The organism is Robinsoniella sp. RHS (assembly GCF_001029355.1).
GTDB classification, from domain to species: Bacteria; Bacillota; Clostridia; order Lachnospirales; family Lachnospiraceae; genus Robinsoniella; species Robinsoniella peoriensis.
Genome location: NZ_JNGB01000079.1, coordinates 1 through 16,647 on the forward strand (window position 1 = coordinate 1; position 16,647 = coordinate 16,647).

The window sequence follows — 16,647 nt, forward strand, 5'->3', positions numbered from 1 at the left end:
CATTTTATCATCATAATAACCACATACCTGAAGCAAATCGCCTTCCGGGCGATTCAGTGCCATCTTCGCTCTGTCGACCATTGTATCAATTTCATCAACTCCAGGTTCAATCTGGTATATCCCTGCTGTCGCCTTAATCTCATAATGCTTTCCGCCAAAATCCGTTTTGCTTTGCAGCTGGGCGATAATATTTTCCACGCGGCTCTTTAACTCTTTTTTATCCTTTTGCTGCAGAAGTGCCACAAAATGATCGGCAAGCATTCTGGCAAACGCCTCCTTATCTCTGAGGTTTTCCTGGATAACCCCTGCCACATAGGTAAGTGCCCTGTCCCCTTCCGCATATCCAAACAAATCATTTATGTATTGAAATTTATGAATATTAAAGCACACTACTGTATATTCCTGATCATTATTATCTTCCAGAATCTGCTTTGCCTCTACCTTAAATTTATTAAAGTTAGTCATCCCGGTTGCTTCATCTGTAAATGCAATCTTTTCAAGGTCTTTTCTGCTGACCTGTCTGATCCGGTTGATCTGAAGTATCAAAATGATAATAAGGCAAGAACAGAAAAAAATAAACAAGTATGCCAGGGTTAAGATTTCACCCATGCTCTGTTTAATCACTTTTCCAGGGACCACCGTCAGCAAAAACCACTGGTTGACAGACAGCGGCTGATAATACATATAGTATTGCATATCATCCTGGAAAACTACATATCCATTTTCCCCCTTGCTTACCCCTCTCTTCAGTTCTTTTACGGCAGTGCTGTTTTTTCCCGACCGTTCTTCCATAAAATTGTAAATGTTCGCAAACTGTTTTTCTTTATGGCCTGCCCCTTCTCCTACAATATAATCACCGTTTCCTCTGATGATATAACTGTAACCGTCTCCTGAATAGATCGTTTCAGCCAGAGCGCTTTTAAAATTATCTGTCTCCAGTGTTGCAAAAAGAACACAACGGAATCCATCCCGGAAACTGACCGGAGCGCTGTAAACATTTATCTTATCCCCGCCTTCCACATCTTTCAAAGTATCGGACATAATAACACTTCCATCCATAGACCTTTTAAAGTAATCTCTGCCATCCAGATCCATAATTACGCCGTCTGTAGTATAAGCCGTTCCATCTGGCATAATAATACCCATTCTCTTAAAATCGTTCGACTCATCTACGGCTTTAATTTCCTGAATCAATTCATCTGTATCACAAGTATCGTGCTGTCCCAGCAAAATTGCCAGATTGCTGATAATATCTTTCCCTTTTTCTGCTTCCCGCTGGAAAACCTTGGCACTCTGATTCGAGATTTCCGCCAAATTACTTAACACCTTTTTCTGCGAACTATTATAAAAGAGTTTTGCAAACAGAATACCTGCTGCTGCGATTACTAAAATAATCAATACAATGTCAAGAATTCGACGATTCCGTAACCTCTTCTCCATCTCTTCCTCTCTTTCCGTTCCTTCACGGACTTTTCATTCCCCATATATATTATATTTATTATATATCACCCTTCTGACTTGTGCAATAAATTAATCAAAAACATTCCTATGTCACTTGTGATTTATCAGAAAATTACCCCTAAATATTAATATACAGCAAAATTTACTCTTGTATTTTCCGATAGAAGTGCTATATTTAAACTAACGTAAATACTATAAATATTGGGGATTTGTATGTATCAGGAAAGGAGAAGGAATCTATGACACAATTGAATTTTGAAAGTAAAGAGACAGAGGAATATTACAGAAAAATGCGCAGGACATTAGGTATCAGCCATCCAAGCCGCTGGAACCATAACCCTTGTATTACAAGAGAAGATGTTGATAATTATGTGAAGGATGCCCAGAATATATTGGCATGCTGATTATGAAGAAACGGATGATGGAAGTCTAACTCCTCCATCATCCGTTTCTTTATAATGACATCTCTTTTAATTTTCCGTAAATATTTCTAAATTCTGCTTTTAGTTTTTCTTCATCCATTTCTGCCGCCAGGCACCCAATCTTTGTCACAGCATTTCCCCCGGTAATATTACCATAGCAAATGCTTTCCATAATATTGCATTTATGATACAGTCCATACATAAAACCGGCTGCAAATGCATCTCCGGCGCCGGTAGAGTCTACATGTTTTGCCGGTGACGCCGGTATCCGAATCTCCTTTCCATTAATCATCAAAAGGCAACCCAGATTACCTGTTTTTATGATTGCTGTTTTCAGGAATTTGGACAGTTCTTTCAATGCATCCCCTGGCCGGTTTGTACCTGTAATTTTCAGCGCCTCGCTTTCATTTGGAATGAAATAATCAACATAGGGGAAGATTTCATCATACCATTCCAGACTGAGGGAATCACTCCAGGCTGAATCCATAACAACCGTACACCCGGCAGTCTTCAACCGACGGCATAGCTGTCTTTGCTCAATTGTAACGTAAGCAATTTTTTTCCTTCTGTAAAACTGATACAATCCCTCATCATCTACTGAAAAAGATTCCTCCTGAGGCTTATATGAGATAATGCCCCTGTCTTCCTTGCAGGAGACAATACAACTCAGCGTAACCGGATCAGCCTCCCTGCTCTGAAGCATGTTTTCATACTTGACTTGGTTTTTCTCAAGTTCTTCGGCGAGAAACTGGCTCAGTGGTCCTGTTCCAACATAGGTTGCCAGCTCCACCGGCACACCCAGCCTGGATAGCTGGATCAGCGTAGCCACAGGCCCTCCGCCCAGCTGCCTGGAACAGCTTTCACTGTAAATCTCCTCTCCAAGCCGCGGCATTCTGGGAGAATTGCCAAAGATAAAGTCTATATTCGCAATACCAAATCCCGCTATACCTTCCTGCATAGCCATCCCCCCTGTTTTGTACTGATTATCCGCATATTATCTGCCGGTCTCATCGTGTCTCCTCTCTTATTGTGTCATCATAATTTCAAGTATTTTTTTGTCGGTATCCCGCATTCCCTCTCTTCCTACACGGCTTACATAAGCAATCGTAGTCTCAAGGTCTTTCCCTACAATACCTTCTCCCTCCCGGAACCGGCATCCATCTTTAGCCATTTCATATCCCAGCATACCTGCCTGAACACCGGCTGCAATCTTTGCCGCACAGGAAGGCTTCGCACCATCACATATGACCCCTGAAACGGCAGCCAGGGTATTGGTAATGGTATCTTCTATTACCGAAAATGACGCATAATCCAGATATGCAATTCCACATGCCGCAGCACAGCCTGCACTGACCGCCCCGCAATAGGCTGATAATTTACCAATACCAGATTTCAGACGGATAGAGACCAGATTGGCAAATGCCAGCGCCCGGTAGAGAGCATCCTCGGAGGATCCGATTTCTTTTGCATAGATTATAACCGGAACGGATACCGTAATCCCCTGATTCCCGCTGCCGGAATTCACTACCACAGGCAGACTGCATCCACTCATTCTGGCATCGCTTCCCGCCGCTGCATATCCCGCAAGTACGGCATATCGATTCCCATGGCAGAGATTTAGCAGATGCCTGCCTACACTTGCTCCACATTTTTCCTTTATTCCCTCCTCTGCAATTTTCATATTACAGCGGATCTGTGGCTCCAGTATGGGGATCAGTTCTTCTAATGGTACCGCTTGTGAAAATTCATAGATATCCAGCATTTTTACATCATCTGTGGTTTTTCTGCTGCCTCCCATACATTCCCTTTGGTTGAATTCCCTGGTAAGATCCTTTCCATTACGCAAAACCCTGTTAATATTAATATGGCTTTTTTGTATTTCCGCCTCGGCCCAGTCGCTGCCGCTGGTCAGGCGCACTTTGATATACAGAGGCTCTATCGTATCAGACAGTGTCAGCGTATAGCGTTCTTTTTGAGCCAACATGCTGCGGACCTTCTCTGCCACTTCTTCCGTCAGGGTACTCAACACCTCCAGTTTATTTTTGGCAGACCCTCCGGCTATGCCGCAAAGAGCGGCAGCCGCCACTCCTTTTAAGCCTCCTGTATTTGGAATCGAAACACTTTTTACATTCTTCAGCATATTTCCGCTTACCTGGATATCCATATGTTCAAAGCTACATCCCAATGCTTCATTTGCACAGGCTGCTGCAAGAGCTACTGCCCCCGGTTCCGTACACCCTAATGCCGGAACTATTTCCTCTTTTAACAACTGAAGACAGGTACTAAGATCAATTTCTTTCATTCAATAAAACCTTCTTTCGTAAATTCAGATGTAAGTATGCAAAAGGCTGCTGTTTCATCCGCTTCTCCTAAAATATCTACTGTTTTTTTCTGAGTAATCCTGTGATACTGTCCAGCGTTATGCTCTGCTCCAGATACAAGCCTTCCGCGTAAGCACAATTTGCACTTGCTCCGTATTCTCTAGCCATCTCCAGGGCAAAAGGCAGTATATTTTGAGAGTGGTGTGCTTTGCATGCATCTTCCTTCACATTCATAACGTCTGTAATATCCACATAAACATCCGGTCTTCTTTTATTTGTCCGTCTGTCTGCACTGAAATAAAAAATTGCATCGTAATGCCAATCGGTTCCATCTGTGGAATATTTTTTAAGACCTGCAGTAAAACATGCATCCCGGGTAATTCTTGAAACAGCCACATGATCCGGATGGTAATCGTTCTCATGAAGCGTTAAGATATAACGCGGAGAACATGCCCTTAAATGAGGAATCAGTGCTTCCACTGCATCTCTCCTAAATTCCAGTCCTGCATCTGGAAAGCTTAACATTTCAAAATAATCTAATCCCAGAATTGATGCTGCCTGCTTTGCCTCCTCTTCCCGGGTACTCTGTTCTGCATATCCTCCGGACTCACCCCTCGTCATAATCACCAGCCCCGTTGTCCATCCTTCTTTTTTTGCTTTTGCAAAGATTCCTCCTGCACACACCTCCAAATCATCCGGGTGGGCGCAGACTGCCAGAATATCAATCATATATTTCTCCTCCCTCACAGTATTTTAAACTGCCGGTTGTTCTATTGTTTCACACCTGTCGCTGCAATCCCTTCTACAAACTGTTTCTGGAATAAGAAGAAAATCAGAATCATAGGTAAGACTGCAATGATCCCCCCTGCCATGACCTGCGGATAATACGTTGTGTGTTCTCCGATCAGCATTGCAAGCCCTGCGGAAAGTGTCATTTTCTCCATAGCATTGTTCACAATCAGAGGCCACATCAGATCTTTAAAAGTCGAGATTGCAGTCAGAATCGCCAGAGAAGACAATGCCGGCTTAATCAAAGGAAGCAGAATCTTATAGTAAATCTGAAAGTAACTGCAGCCATCCAATTTTGCAGCTTCATCCAAAGATCTTGGGAGTCCCTTAAAAAATTCACGCAGCATAAAGGTTCCAAATGCACTGAAAACTTTTGGAATCCATAAGGCTGTTACGGTATCCGCAAGCCCCAGCTTCACCATAATATCATAATTGGGAACTAAAAAGATCTGTCCTGGTACCATGAGCAGCGCCAGTAAAATAATGAAAATAACATCCCGCCCAGGAAATTTCAGCCTTGCAAAAGCATATGCCGCCATAGAACAAATCACCAATTCAATTGTAATTGTAAAAAACAGTACTACAAAGGTATTACGGTAAAAATCTAAAAATGGAAACTTATGTACTACCTCTTTGTAACTCTCCAAGGTGAGCACCTGGGGAAAGATAGTCGGCGGAATCTGAATACTCTCTTCATATGTCTTAAACGATGTCAATATCATCCACAGAAATGGTCCTACTGTGATTACCACACACAGAACCAGAAGCAGATGTAACGGCCATTTTCTACTTTTCATGCCGTATTACCCCTTTCCATATAGTTCTTGCAAACCATCATTCTTTATTTCATCCTTCCTGTCAAAAGTACATATAATGCAGTGTATCGTGCAGATGGATGAAATTCCAAGCAGGCCTAAAACTGTCAATCATCGTAAAATACCATTTTCTTCTGGCAGACCAACTGTACTGCCGTAATAATCAGAATCAGCAGGAACAACATCAGACTAATTGCTGCACCATATCCTTTATGAAATTTCACAAATGACTGTTCAAAGAAGTAGGTCACCAGAGACCGGGACGCTTCTGTTCCACTGCTTCCCTGGGGTATCATTAAATAAATGAAATCAAAAATCTGAAATACATTAATCATCGTGGTAACACAGACAAAGAAAATAGATGGTGAAAGAAGCGGGAGCGTAATTTTAAAGAATCTTTTTATTCCATTTGCCCCATCAATACGCGCTGCTTCATGATAACAGACGGGTATCCCCTGGAGTCCGGCAAGCAGAATAATCACCTGATAAGCAACGCTTGCCCATATAAATACCAAAGAAATAGAAACCAGCACGATCTTTGAATCCGAAAGCCATGCAACTGGCCCTTTTCCCAGAGTTCCCAGTATTTCATTGACCAGACCAAACTTATAATTCAGCAGCCATTTCCATAGCAGCCCGATAGCTGCAGGCAAGGTAACTGCAGGCAAAAAAAGGCAAACTCTGTAAAAACCAATTCCTTTCACTTTTGTATTTAATAGCACTGCCAGTAATACCGCTAAAACAACAACCAGAGGTACGCATATTACCACATATAGAAGTGTATTGACCAACGCTCTGTAAAAATCCGCATCCTGAAACAACTGAATGTAATTCTGAAATCCAACAAATTTAGGGATGCCAAAACTGGATTTGTTTGTAAAGCTATAATAAATATTTTGAAAAAATGCTCCGATAAAGAAAACAGCCACGCCTGCCATTAACGGTAATATCATTAGATATCCTGCCAGCATTTCCTTGCTTTTTCTTTTTCCTTTGGTACTTTTGTGTGTCTTCATACCATATCCCCCAACTGGTCATTGGGGCGGCGTACGGACCAGCCGGTCCGCCCCGATAATTTTATTATGATTCACTGTCCAATGCTTTCTGGGTGACTTCCTGCATTTGCTGACATCCTTCCTCCGGTGTAAGCTCCTTTGCAAATATCTTTGCAGAAATTTCATTTACGGACGGAAGCCAATCCGCAACGCTTGGAGATGTAGGAAATAGTTCACCTGTTTTTGCAGCTTCATAAAATATATTTGCATCTACATGCTTAAAATTAGGCGTATAGTACTGCTGTGCACTGACAAGCGCCGGCATATCTATTTTTGCCTCAGCCTGCATTTTATTAGATTCTTCTCCTGAGAGATATTTTATCAATTCCCATGCCGCATCCTTTTCTTTGCTTGCCGCATTCATTGCAAATCCTAATCCCCCAATCACGCTATGGTTATTTTCATCCTTCTCTGGCATGGCAATTGTGCCGATATCGGAAGCAAAACTGGCTTCATCAAGTACAGCTGCTTTCCATGATCCCATAAATAATATCGCTCCTTTCTGAGACAGGAAGAGATCAGTACCTTTGGTATCCGAAAGCACTTCACTGCCGGGCATAAGCTGCTTATCCATTAAATCAACAATATCCTGATATGCCTTAACTGTTTCCGGCTGATCAAATCCGGCTGTTTTATTATCTTCACTCAGTACATATCCGCCGTTCTGGACAATAAAGTTAAAGAACGAAGGTTGTGGATCTAATTCCATTAGGATGGGATATTCATCAGACCCCTGTTCTGAAATCTTTTCCTTTAGCTGCTCAGCCACTGCGGTCATATCATCCCAGGTCCATCCTTCCTTTGGAACTTCCACTCCGTATTTATCAAAAATTGATCTGTTGAAGAATACCTGTACCGTATCCATACCCTTAGGCATACAATACTGCACTTCCTTATAATTATAAGCCTTGGTAACTACCTCTGCATAGTCGCTCAACTGAACTCCGTCTTTCTCAATATAGCTGTCTAGTGGTTCCAGAACCCCTGCTTCTGCATATTTAGGAAGATAGGTATTCATCCAGAAGACATCCGCTGCACTGTCTGCCCCCATAGCCGCATCCAGTTTCGTCCAATACTGGGACCAGGGTGTCAGCTGTACATCCACATGAATATCCGGATGCTCCTCCTCAAATTTCGCAGCAATTTCGTCAAATACGGGTTTCTGCACTTCGTCCCATAGAGAGAATGATATATTTACCTTGTCCCCATTTTCCGGTTTTCCTGATTCTACCTTGCCTGTTTCGTCATTACTTGTTTCCTCTTTGCTCATTTCCTCTTTGCTTGTTTCCGATTTGCTTGTTTCCGATTTTGAAGTTTCCTCTTTTCCGGTATTATTACCGCTGCTTGTACCGGTGTTGCCGCAGGCTGCCAACATGCCTGCCATTACTGCTGCCATCGTAAAACATAACACTCTCTTCTTGTTCATTTTCCTTCCTCCATCTTCTTACTGTATTCTTTGCAGGTTCCCCTTTTTAAAATTCCATATGGAATTGTAATTTCCACATTTTCATCTTTCTCCAGGTCTAAAAAGGTATTAAGTGTAAGTTCAACCATTTTTTTGATAGGCTGTGCAATAGTAGTGAGTTTCGGTGTAATACGCTCTGACATACGGATTCCATCAAAACCAAGTACGGAAATGTGTTCCGGCACACGCAGTCCATTTTCATAAAGTGCACTGATTGCTCCCATTGCTGCTTCATCACTAAAAGCAAACACGGCACTAAAAGCCAATCCCTTCTGCAAAGCCTGTGCCGTAAGCCAGTATCCATTTTCATAGGTCAGTTCTCCATATTTTGCAAACTCAGCTTCAAATGGTACCCCAAACTCTTCATAAGCCCGCTTACATCCCGTTATTCTCTGAAATCCTGAACTAATACTTTTTGGATAATCAGATAGAATCAATATTTTTTCATGTCTCAATTCCAACAGGTATTTTGCACCTTCATATGCTGCAGATAAATCGTTTATATGAATCATTTTACATCGGACATCTGAGCTGATCCCGCCAAACATAACCATTTTGATATTCTTGGCAGCTATGTAATTCATCATATTACAGTTCATATTTTCTTCCAGATAAATGACACCTGTTATATTCAGCTCTCTGAAAAATAATTTATAGCTCTCATCCTCTGATGATGTAGGAATAAATACCAGCCGATAGCGGTATCTGGGTGCTGCTTCCAGTATCTCTTTTAATACTTCACTAAAATATGCCAGCTTCAGATCCGGTATCAAAACTGCGATCACTCCAGGGTCCATATGTTTATGAACCGGAATATACTGCAGTTCTTTTACAGCCTCCTCGATTCTTCTTGATGCATCGTCTGAAACAACATTTGTTCCATGAAAATATCTTGATACAGTTGCCGGTGACAGTCCAGCCCTACGAGCTACTTCTCGTATAGTTGACCCCATTTTATCACCTCCCCTCCTTTGTTAATTGTATAAATAGTACAATTTTTTACATTTTTTCTTTGTTTTTATGATAAATTTATTATATATTATGAAAATAACAGCGTCAACATTGTTTCATATGTTTCATTATCCTTTCATATGTTTCATATTTTATCATTAACAAACACTCATTTTGTATCCGCTGTCTTAGATATAATTCTATAAAAAATCAATTCTCCTGCTGCTGACCGACACGTTTTGCAATCTTTACAAAAAAATGGATGAGAATAGGGATTTACCCTATTCTCATCCATTTGTAGACTGTAAATATTCTAAAAATACTTCTAGCTGCTCAGCCTTACCATACAAATACCCCTGGTAAATATTACAGCCAAGCCGCGCCAGAACATCCCTTTGCTCTTCTGTCTCCACAAACTCCGCCACAACTTTAAAATGCAGAGATTTAGCCATCTGAATAATACCCAGAACAATATTCTCAGAACGCTTATTATTCATCAGCTGCTTTACAAGGCTGCCGTCCAGCTTCACCTCTTCAAATACATTTTCCTGCAAATAAGTAAGAGAACTGTGTCCCATTCCAAAATCATCCATGCTGATCTGGATCCCCATTGCTCTCAGCTGCTCAATCCGGTTAATCATAACAGCCGTGGTGCTAAAAAGAGCCCTCTCCGTTATTTCAAACACAAGAATTACATTTCCCAGCGTGTACTTTCCAACAATTTCCCGGACTTTCTCTACAAAATCCTCTTCTTCCAACTGATGCGGGGATAAATTCACAGAAATATGAATTGGTTTCTCATATACCTTCTGAATCTCCTCGATGTTTCTGCATGCCTCTTCAATAATATAATACCCTAGACTGCTTAAGAATCCTGACTGGGCCGCCAGGGAAATCAGGAGCGGAGGTGATATGTATCCCGCAACCGGATGCTTCCATCTTAGGAGTGCTTCCCCTCCGTAGACCGCTCCATCCCGCTGCACCTGAACCTGGTAAAACAACTTCAAATGGCTGCGTTTCATGGCATTATTCAGATCCACTGCCAATGTCTTTGCCGCATAATTATATTCATACGAATTAGACAAAAATCCGGGAATCCTTCCCTTCTCTTCCCCCACCTGCATATCTTTCTGTATCATCAATACTTCATTTGTAAAATCTTCCGTTTGTCTCTTCTCGCTTCTTTTCACAAAAGGAATGTAAATAAAAACCCCAACTGCAATGTTTACCAGCTGCAAAATACTTCCCGCAACGGAACCGGTGGCCGTATATCCGCTTAAAAGCACGGGAGAAGTCCATTCTACCGAATGAGTTACAAGGGGCACAAATCCCAGACCCATTACAATACTGCTTATGACGGCCATAACAATGGGCGTCAATATAAACGGGATGATCATAATCGGATTAAATATTACCGGGAAGCCGAATACCACAATCTCACTGATATTGAACAGCACCGGTACACAGGAAAACTGTGCGAGCCTTTTATTATGGCTCTTTTTTGCAACAATAAACAACGCAATAATTAAACATAGTGCCGTACCGCAGCCGCCAATAAAAACAAATACATCCAGAAAAGTTTTGGAAAATATTTCTGTTGGCTGTCCGCCGGATGCAATTAATGCCTGATTAACATCAATTCCACGCTCAAACAATCTTTTAGCCACAGCATCCAGAGTATTCGTTCCATGTATTCCAAAAAACCACAAAAGATGGGAAAAGAAAATATACAGAATAACACCCAGAATATTTCCTCCTATTTTTTCAAACAGCTGCAAAAACAAATAGGAACCGAAATTCATGATGTTTCCATCACCCATCAATACTCTAAGACCTATTCCCAGTCCGGTAAACAAAATAATGATAACCACAGACGGAAGCAGACTTCTCATCGCCTGATTAAAGATATAATCCGCACCTATCGTATGCAGTTTTTCAAATTTATTATAAAAGTTCATCCCCTGCCGAAACATGGCACAGGAGAGTACGGTTATAAACATTGCCGTAAAAACCCATTCTGCACCGAAAATATGCTCCTTTTGATTCTGAAGTCCTCCTATAAAAGCAAGATAAGAACAGATAGCTATTGCAGGATAAAAATTCAGGTCTTCTTTTCCAAATAGTTTCCCGATAGAAATACTTATGGTAAAAATCAAAATCAGCGCTAAAGAACCCAGCGTAATATTATAAATTACCGTAAAAAATTCCACGAGTTTTCCATCCAGAACCCCTTGAATCATGTTCTGGTATGCCTCCCAGGGAAAAGTATTTAATAAAAGAGCAAACGACCCTATTAAAAGGAACGGAATTGCCAGGCTCAAACCCTGCTTAATTGCAAGACCATACAGGGAACTATGTAATTTCATCCTCTTTTTCATCTTCATTATCCAGTAACCTCTTTCATAATATCAGTAACTCTGTCCGCACGTTGATACAACGAATAATTAATACTCCTGGCTGTTAGTATAACACAAAAAATTGCTGCCGCCTACGGTTAATCGGCAGGACGGCAGCAACTTTTTTACTCTTTATTTATTTCACCTTTACACTTTTCTTGTTACTATAACTGGTATAAACTTTTTTTCCGCCGATTGTCTTATAGGCTCTAATACGGAAATAATATTTCTTACCGCTCTTTAATTTCTTATTTGTTTTTGTTAACGTTGTTCTCTTTTTGATTGTCAGACTTTTTTTACCGGCAAAATTCGACTTCAAGGAATACTGGATTATGTATCCATCAGCACTGCTAACTTTCTTCCATGTCACCTTTACATATTTTTTCTTTGTACTTTTTATAGTCTTTACCGAAGGTTTTATAGCCTTAAACTCAAGCCTTTCCACTTTAACCCGCGCTTCTTCAGCAATCTTCTCTGCTCTTTGTGCTGCTTCCAGCGCTGCTTTTGCCTTAGCGCTATTCTCACCTGATTCTTTTTTTGCAGCTTCTGCTGCCTTCCGGGCTTCCTCAGCCTTTTTATTCGCCTCTACTGATTCTTTTTTAGCTGCTTCCGCTTCTTTTCTTGCTTCTTCCGCTTCTTTTTTTGCCGCTTCTGCCTTTTCCTGCGCCTTCTGGCTAATTATTGCCGCTGCATCCTCCTTTGTTGGAATATCAAAGGAATAAGTCCCGGATAACAATTCAATCTTCGCACACTTCATTCCATTGTGCTCCTCAAACCCAATCAATGCTGCCCCTTCTGGCAGTACCATGCAATCTGACTGATTTTTATTTACAGGAAGGTATAAGGTTGCTGTCGTATTAGCAGGGACAACTGCTTCATAGGCGGTCATCTCTTTACTATCTGCTGTCCATCCGCTGTAAATTGTTCCATAGGCGGAGTCAAAAGTACCATTTGCATAAGTAAAAGATCCACCGGCTGTTGGCTGTAAAATAAAATGTTTATAGCCTGGTGCTTTTTCATCATATTTGATTCCAAGCTGAGAATCCATCATCCAGGAAGTAACTGCTCCCAGAGAGTAGTGGTTAAAGGAGTTCATACTATTATTACCACCAAAACCATTCTCTTGCGTATAGGAATCCCATCTCTCCCAGATGCTTGTGGCCCCCTGCGTTACCGGATAAAGCCAGGATGCATAATCTGTACACTCGAACATCTTATACGCTGCATCTGATCTCCCATGATCACTTAGCGCATTTAATAAATTAGGCGTTGCATTAAACCCAGTTGTGATCGTGTATGGTATCAGCGATGATCCGTCATTTGCAACAGGGTGCTCTATTGTATCAATGTAGTTTTCCAGGTAAAGGTCCAGATTATCCTCGTTTACTACACCGTAATTAATTGGTGAAGCATAGGATGCCTGTGTATGAATAATACTTCCATTTGCAGAACAAGATTTACCAGTTTCAGAATCAATATAAATTTGATTCCATGCTTCTTTTGCCGCCTCATGCATGGCTGTATATTTTTCCGCTTTATCTGTCTGCCCGAGAGCTTTCGCCATAGCCGCCGTAGACTCCAGACAGTAGACATACATAGCATTACCAAGCATTGCCCCATCTGTGTCTACAACAGAGAGGTGGTCACACAGAAAACCTGTCTGTGAGGTAAGCGCCGGTTCCGTGTACTTCGCCCCATTTAGTTCAAAGCTTAAAGGTTTGCCCTCCAGATTCTCCATGTAAGCGTATATTGCGTCCATGTTTTCCTGTACAATTGTCGTATCTCCATATTGCTGATACAAAAAATACGGTATAAATACAATTGCACTGTTCCAGGTTATACCAAAAGACATTCCCCCTACCTTAACTTCACCTGTCTCCAGATTAAACGCAGGATAGTTAGGCGAGACATGCCCTGTCATTCCATCCGCGCCCTGTGTCTGCCTTACACAGTTCAACCACTGCCGTAAAAACTGATAAGTATTTGCATTATAACTTCCTGCAAGCGCATAAACGTTTGCATCACCCATCCATCCCATACGTTCATTTCTCTGAGGACAGTCGGTAGGCAGTGTGATATAGTTACTTGCTTCTGAATTTTGTCCGTTTATAAATAAACGATTTACCAGATCGTTTGAACTATCAAAGGTAGCTGTATTCTCAATAGAAGAAAGCACCAGTGATTTTACATATTCTGCGGGCAGAGCTTCTCTTAGTCCTGTTATTTCTATGTATCGGTAACCATGGAACGTAAGATCCGGTACATATGTCTGCTCTCCGTCCTTCATAGTATAAAAATCTGTTGTCAGAGCCGCACGATAATTTTCCTGAAGCAGGTTTCCTGCCAAATCACCATACTCCTCCAATTCCGGATACAGCATCTCAGCTACCCGGATTGTAATTGTTTCTCCCTCTTCTGCATATTCAGAAGGAATTGTAATCTGGGGAACCGCGGCTACATTCTCACCAAAATCATAAATATAACTTCCGCTTCCTGACTTGTTTTCTCCAATTAAATCGGCACTCAGGGTATTGATCACATGAACTTCGTCATCATGGCGAACTACCAGATCCTGATCAGCAAACGGGCTTCTTGTCTCAACAGTCTCTGCCATTCTCCAACCTGCCGCCTCTGGGTTATAATCAGCCTTTGTAAAGCCCTCAATTTCGGCCTCCTTTGTTGCATCGTAACGCTCTCCTTCAAACAGTGATGCCAGGCGAACCGGCCCGTCTCCGAAATATTGCCATGTATCATCATCTGTTACTATTGTTTCACTTGTTCCATCCATATATTTCACAACCAATTTTACAAGCAATGCTTCCTGGTCACCATAATAATTGTATGTACTGTCAGAAAAAGTACATGCATGGCCTGTCCACCAGCCCTCACCCAGTACTGCCCCCATAGCATTTTCGCCCTGTGTAAGGTAGTCTGTAACATCATATACATTGTAACCGATTTCCTCTCGATATTCCATGGAACCCTGTTTAAACCACTCATCCGGGGCTACTTCTTCTCCGTTGATGTAAAAATCCCCAATTCCCTGAATCCCCATGTAGAGCCTTGCCGACTCTATCTGGCTGTCCAGCGAAAAATCTGTGCGAAGATACGGCTCTGATGCATAAGAAGGATCGCCATAGGCTACAACGTCTTTGTCCGTTCCCTCTACTGTTATTTTATTCCCTTCTAACGTAATTCCTTCTTTATCCTTCCATATATTATAAGATGCTCCCGTCTTTTCACCAAACAACGTGCCTGTCCCAAATCCCGGGTTCTGAAGCTCAAAATCTGTAAACACAGCCTTTTGTCCGGCATCTGCTGCAAAGCCAATCGAATTCAGATTCGGGAATGTCATAGCATTAGAATTTCCTAATTTACTTAGTACAATACTTCCGGATGTACCGCCGCCGTTTGTAGGCTCTGAGACTGCTATCTCCTGGCCGTCAACAGAGATCGTCAATGTACTGGTAACAACATTAAACTCCAATGTATGCTGCTCATTTTTATTTTCATCTGTAATCAGTTCATCCAGATTAGTAACCGGGTTATTCGCCTTATTTATCACCATAAAAGGCTGATCCTCTGTATCTCCGTCAAAATATCCCACACGGTAAATATTAATCGCCGCACCGCCATTCTCATTTACCTGAGAGATGTCCAGCTCAACCCGGAAGTAATTTTCCCCTTCCATCATATCTATGTTGAACAACTTGTTTTTCAGGCGGAAATCGTCCGCACCAAAAATAACCGATGCCCCTGTGCTTCCACTGGGAATCTGAACCTTTGTAGTAATATTAAACAGTGTGGAAGCTGCAGCGTCTACAGACAATTCATCCGCCCCTATCCATTCTGCGCCGTCCCAGGCACTCAGCTCCGTGCTTAGGAGTGATGTCTCAAATTGTGCCAGACCAGACACAATTTCATTTCCAAAATTGTCCTTCACTATAACAGACCAGTTGTATTCGGTGCATGCTTCCAGACTGCTGCCTTCATAGCTGACCGCTGCCGAATCTTCCGAATTTACCTCACCTGTATCCCACACCACTGTATTATCAGTTGCTTTTGTTACTATTAACTGATAAGATGCCTGAGAAACTCCTACTGCATCCGATGTCATTTGCCATGAAAATACTGGACTGCTTACATCTACACCTATTGGATTTTCTTTCCCTTCCGTTTTTAAATTTACAATCCTTGTCGTTTCCAGACTAATGCCAGCCATTTGCTGATTCTCTGCCTCAGCAGCAAAGACATCCATAGCTGCTGCCGGCATTGAACCAGTTACAACTGCTGCCGCCAAAACATACGCAAAGCTTTGTTTTACTATTTTTCGCATCAAAAAGCCCTCCCTTTCTCTTTTGGTTTATTTAAAACCATACCTATATTGTAAAAGACTGCACCTTCGTCTTCTACCCTTTGAGATAGGGAAAAATACCCTCTGATACGGGTCATTCATCTCTAATTCATATTCTTCCGATTCTAATTCGGATTCTTCCGGTATTGATAAGGTGTCAGATAGAACAATTCCTGGAAAGACTTTTCAAAATGCTTTCTATTACTATAGTTCATAGTCTCCGCTATCTGTTCAATAGACCAATTTGTATTAGCCAGCATTTCCCTTGCCTTCTCCATTTTCAGCTTACAGACCATACTCCGGAAATTCATCCCGGTCTGCTGGCGTAAAAAGCTGGAGATATACGCAGGGGTGTAGTAAAACTGCTCAGCCAGGTCATTCAACGTCACCTGATTATAGTTCCTGCTGATATAATCCATGACCTGATAAATATCCAGGGACTTCTTTATCCTTTTACAACTCTCTGCCTGAAATAGTTCAAGCCTGGAGACCTCTAAAAAAATATTTGCAAGAACGTTCTCCATTAATTGCTGCATAAAAGGCCTATTTGCCTCCACTTCTCCAATAATCCTGCAGAAATCTTCTTCAATCATTGCATTTTTTTCAATTTTGTAACGC

The 16,647-nt window shown here is 41.6% G+C and carries 12 protein-coding genes; 1 reads left to right on the forward strand and 11 read right to left on the reverse strand.

Annotated features, from left to right (window positions below; translation table 11 throughout):
* Positions 1 to 1,440 (reverse strand): diguanylate cyclase domain-containing protein (locus tag RHS_RS21555; protein WP_047834342.1); only part of this gene is annotated, 1,440 nt, incomplete at its 3' end.
* Positions 1,441 to 1,700: 260 nt separating this feature from the next.
* Between RHS_RS21555 and RHS_RS31610 the strand changes: the two genes are divergently transcribed.
* The gene (locus RHS_RS31610) at positions 1,701 to 1,865 is read left to right on the forward strand and encodes a hypothetical protein (RefSeq protein ID WP_156042970.1); all 165 of its coding nucleotides are present in this window, start codon (positions 1,701 to 1,703) and stop codon (positions 1,863 to 1,865) included.
* Positions 1,866 to 1,914: 49 nt separating this feature from the next.
* Here RHS_RS31610 and RHS_RS21560 read toward each other — a convergent pair whose 3' ends face one another.
* The 10 genes from RHS_RS21560 to RHS_RS21605 form a co-directional block, all read right to left on the reverse strand.
* Positions 1,915 to 2,841, reverse strand: coding sequence for a carbohydrate kinase family protein (locus tag RHS_RS21560; RefSeq protein WP_027295148.1), 927 nt, complete (start codon positions 2,839 to 2,841; stop codon positions 1,915 to 1,917).
* A 66-nt stretch (positions 2,842 to 2,907) separates the two neighbouring features.
* Entirely contained in the window at positions 2,908 to 4,185 is a 1,278-nt protein-coding gene (locus tag RHS_RS21565) for a serine dehydratase subunit alpha family protein (protein ID WP_044297404.1), read from the reverse strand.
* A gap of 76 nt (positions 4,186 to 4,261) precedes the next feature.
* Positions 4,262 to 4,933, reverse strand: a complete 672-nt coding sequence (locus tag RHS_RS21570; RefSeq protein WP_027295150.1) for a PIG-L deacetylase family protein — start codon at positions 4,931 to 4,933, stop codon at positions 4,262 to 4,264.
* Between the two features lie 41 nt (positions 4,934 to 4,974).
* A complete protein-coding gene (locus RHS_RS21575; RefSeq protein WP_047834343.1) occupies positions 4,975 to 5,790 on the reverse strand; it encodes an ABC transporter permease subunit in 816 nt (271 codons plus the stop codon).
* A gap of 125 nt (positions 5,791 to 5,915) precedes the next feature.
* Complete coding sequence (locus tag RHS_RS21580; protein ID WP_027295152.1) at positions 5,916 to 6,824, reverse strand: carbohydrate ABC transporter permease; 909 nt, start codon at positions 6,822 to 6,824, stop codon at positions 5,916 to 5,918.
* A gap of 64 nt (positions 6,825 to 6,888) precedes the next feature.
* Positions 6,889 to 8,289 (reverse strand): extracellular solute-binding protein, encoded by a 1,401-nt coding sequence (locus RHS_RS21585; RefSeq protein WP_047834344.1) that lies wholly within the window; start codon positions 8,287 to 8,289, stop codon positions 6,889 to 6,891.
* Positions 8,286 to 9,281 (reverse strand): LacI family DNA-binding transcriptional regulator, encoded by a 996-nt coding sequence (locus RHS_RS21590; RefSeq protein WP_047834345.1) that lies wholly within the window; start codon positions 9,279 to 9,281, stop codon positions 8,286 to 8,288. Before RHS_RS21590 ends, RHS_RS21585 begins: the two co-directional genes overlap by 4 nt.
* A gap of 285 nt (positions 9,282 to 9,566) precedes the next feature.
* The gene (locus RHS_RS21595) at positions 9,567 to 11,663 is read right to left on the reverse strand and encodes an EAL domain-containing protein (protein WP_395023278.1); all 2,097 of its coding nucleotides are present in this window, start codon (positions 11,661 to 11,663) and stop codon (positions 9,567 to 9,569) included.
* Positions 11,664 to 11,811: 148 nt separating this feature from the next.
* Entirely contained in the window at positions 11,812 to 16,011 is a 4,200-nt protein-coding gene (locus RHS_RS21600; RefSeq protein ID WP_047834346.1) for a family 78 glycoside hydrolase catalytic domain, read from the reverse strand.
* Between the two features lie 143 nt (positions 16,012 to 16,154).
* Positions 16,155 to 16,647: helix-turn-helix domain-containing protein (locus RHS_RS21605; RefSeq protein ID WP_047834347.1), on the reverse strand; the 493-nt coding region annotated here is incomplete at its 5' end.

Excerpts from the sequence above, each read along its gene's own strand:
- RHS_RS21575 (WP_047834343.1), bottom strand. The coding sequence starts at position 5,790 with ATGAAAAGTAGAAAATGGCCGTTACATCTGCTTCTGGTTCTGTGTGTG.
- RHS_RS21590 (WP_047834345.1), bottom strand. The coding sequence starts at position 9,281 with ATGGGGTCAACTATACGAGAAGTAGCTCGTAGGGCTGGACTGTCACCG.
- RHS_RS31610 (WP_156042970.1), top strand. The coding sequence starts at position 1,701 with ATGACACAATTGAATTTTGAAAGTAAAGAGACAGAGGAATATTACAGA.
- RHS_RS21580 (WP_027295152.1), bottom strand. The coding sequence starts at position 6,824 with ATGAAGACACACAAAAGTACCAAAGGAAAAAGAAAAAGCAAGGAAATG.
- RHS_RS21570 (WP_027295150.1), bottom strand. The coding sequence starts at position 4,933 with ATGATTGATATTCTGGCAGTCTGCGCCCACCCGGATGATTTGGAGGTG.
- RHS_RS21600 (WP_047834346.1), bottom strand. The coding sequence starts at position 16,011 with ATGCGAAAAATAGTAAAACAAAGCTTTGCGTATGTTTTGGCGGCAGCA.
- RHS_RS21565 (WP_044297404.1), bottom strand. The coding sequence starts at position 4,185 with ATGAAAGAAATTGATCTTAGTACCTGTCTTCAGTTGTTAAAAGAGGAA.
- RHS_RS21560 (WP_027295148.1), bottom strand. The coding sequence starts at position 2,841 with ATGCAGGAAGGTATAGCGGGATTTGGTATTGCGAATATAGACTTTATC.
- RHS_RS21585 (WP_047834344.1), bottom strand. The coding sequence starts at position 8,289 with ATGAACAAGAAGAGAGTGTTATGTTTTACGATGGCAGCAGTAATGGCA.
- RHS_RS21595 (WP_395023278.1), bottom strand. The coding sequence starts at position 11,663 with ATGAAGATGAAAAAGAGGATGAAATTACATAGTTCCCTGTATGGTCTT.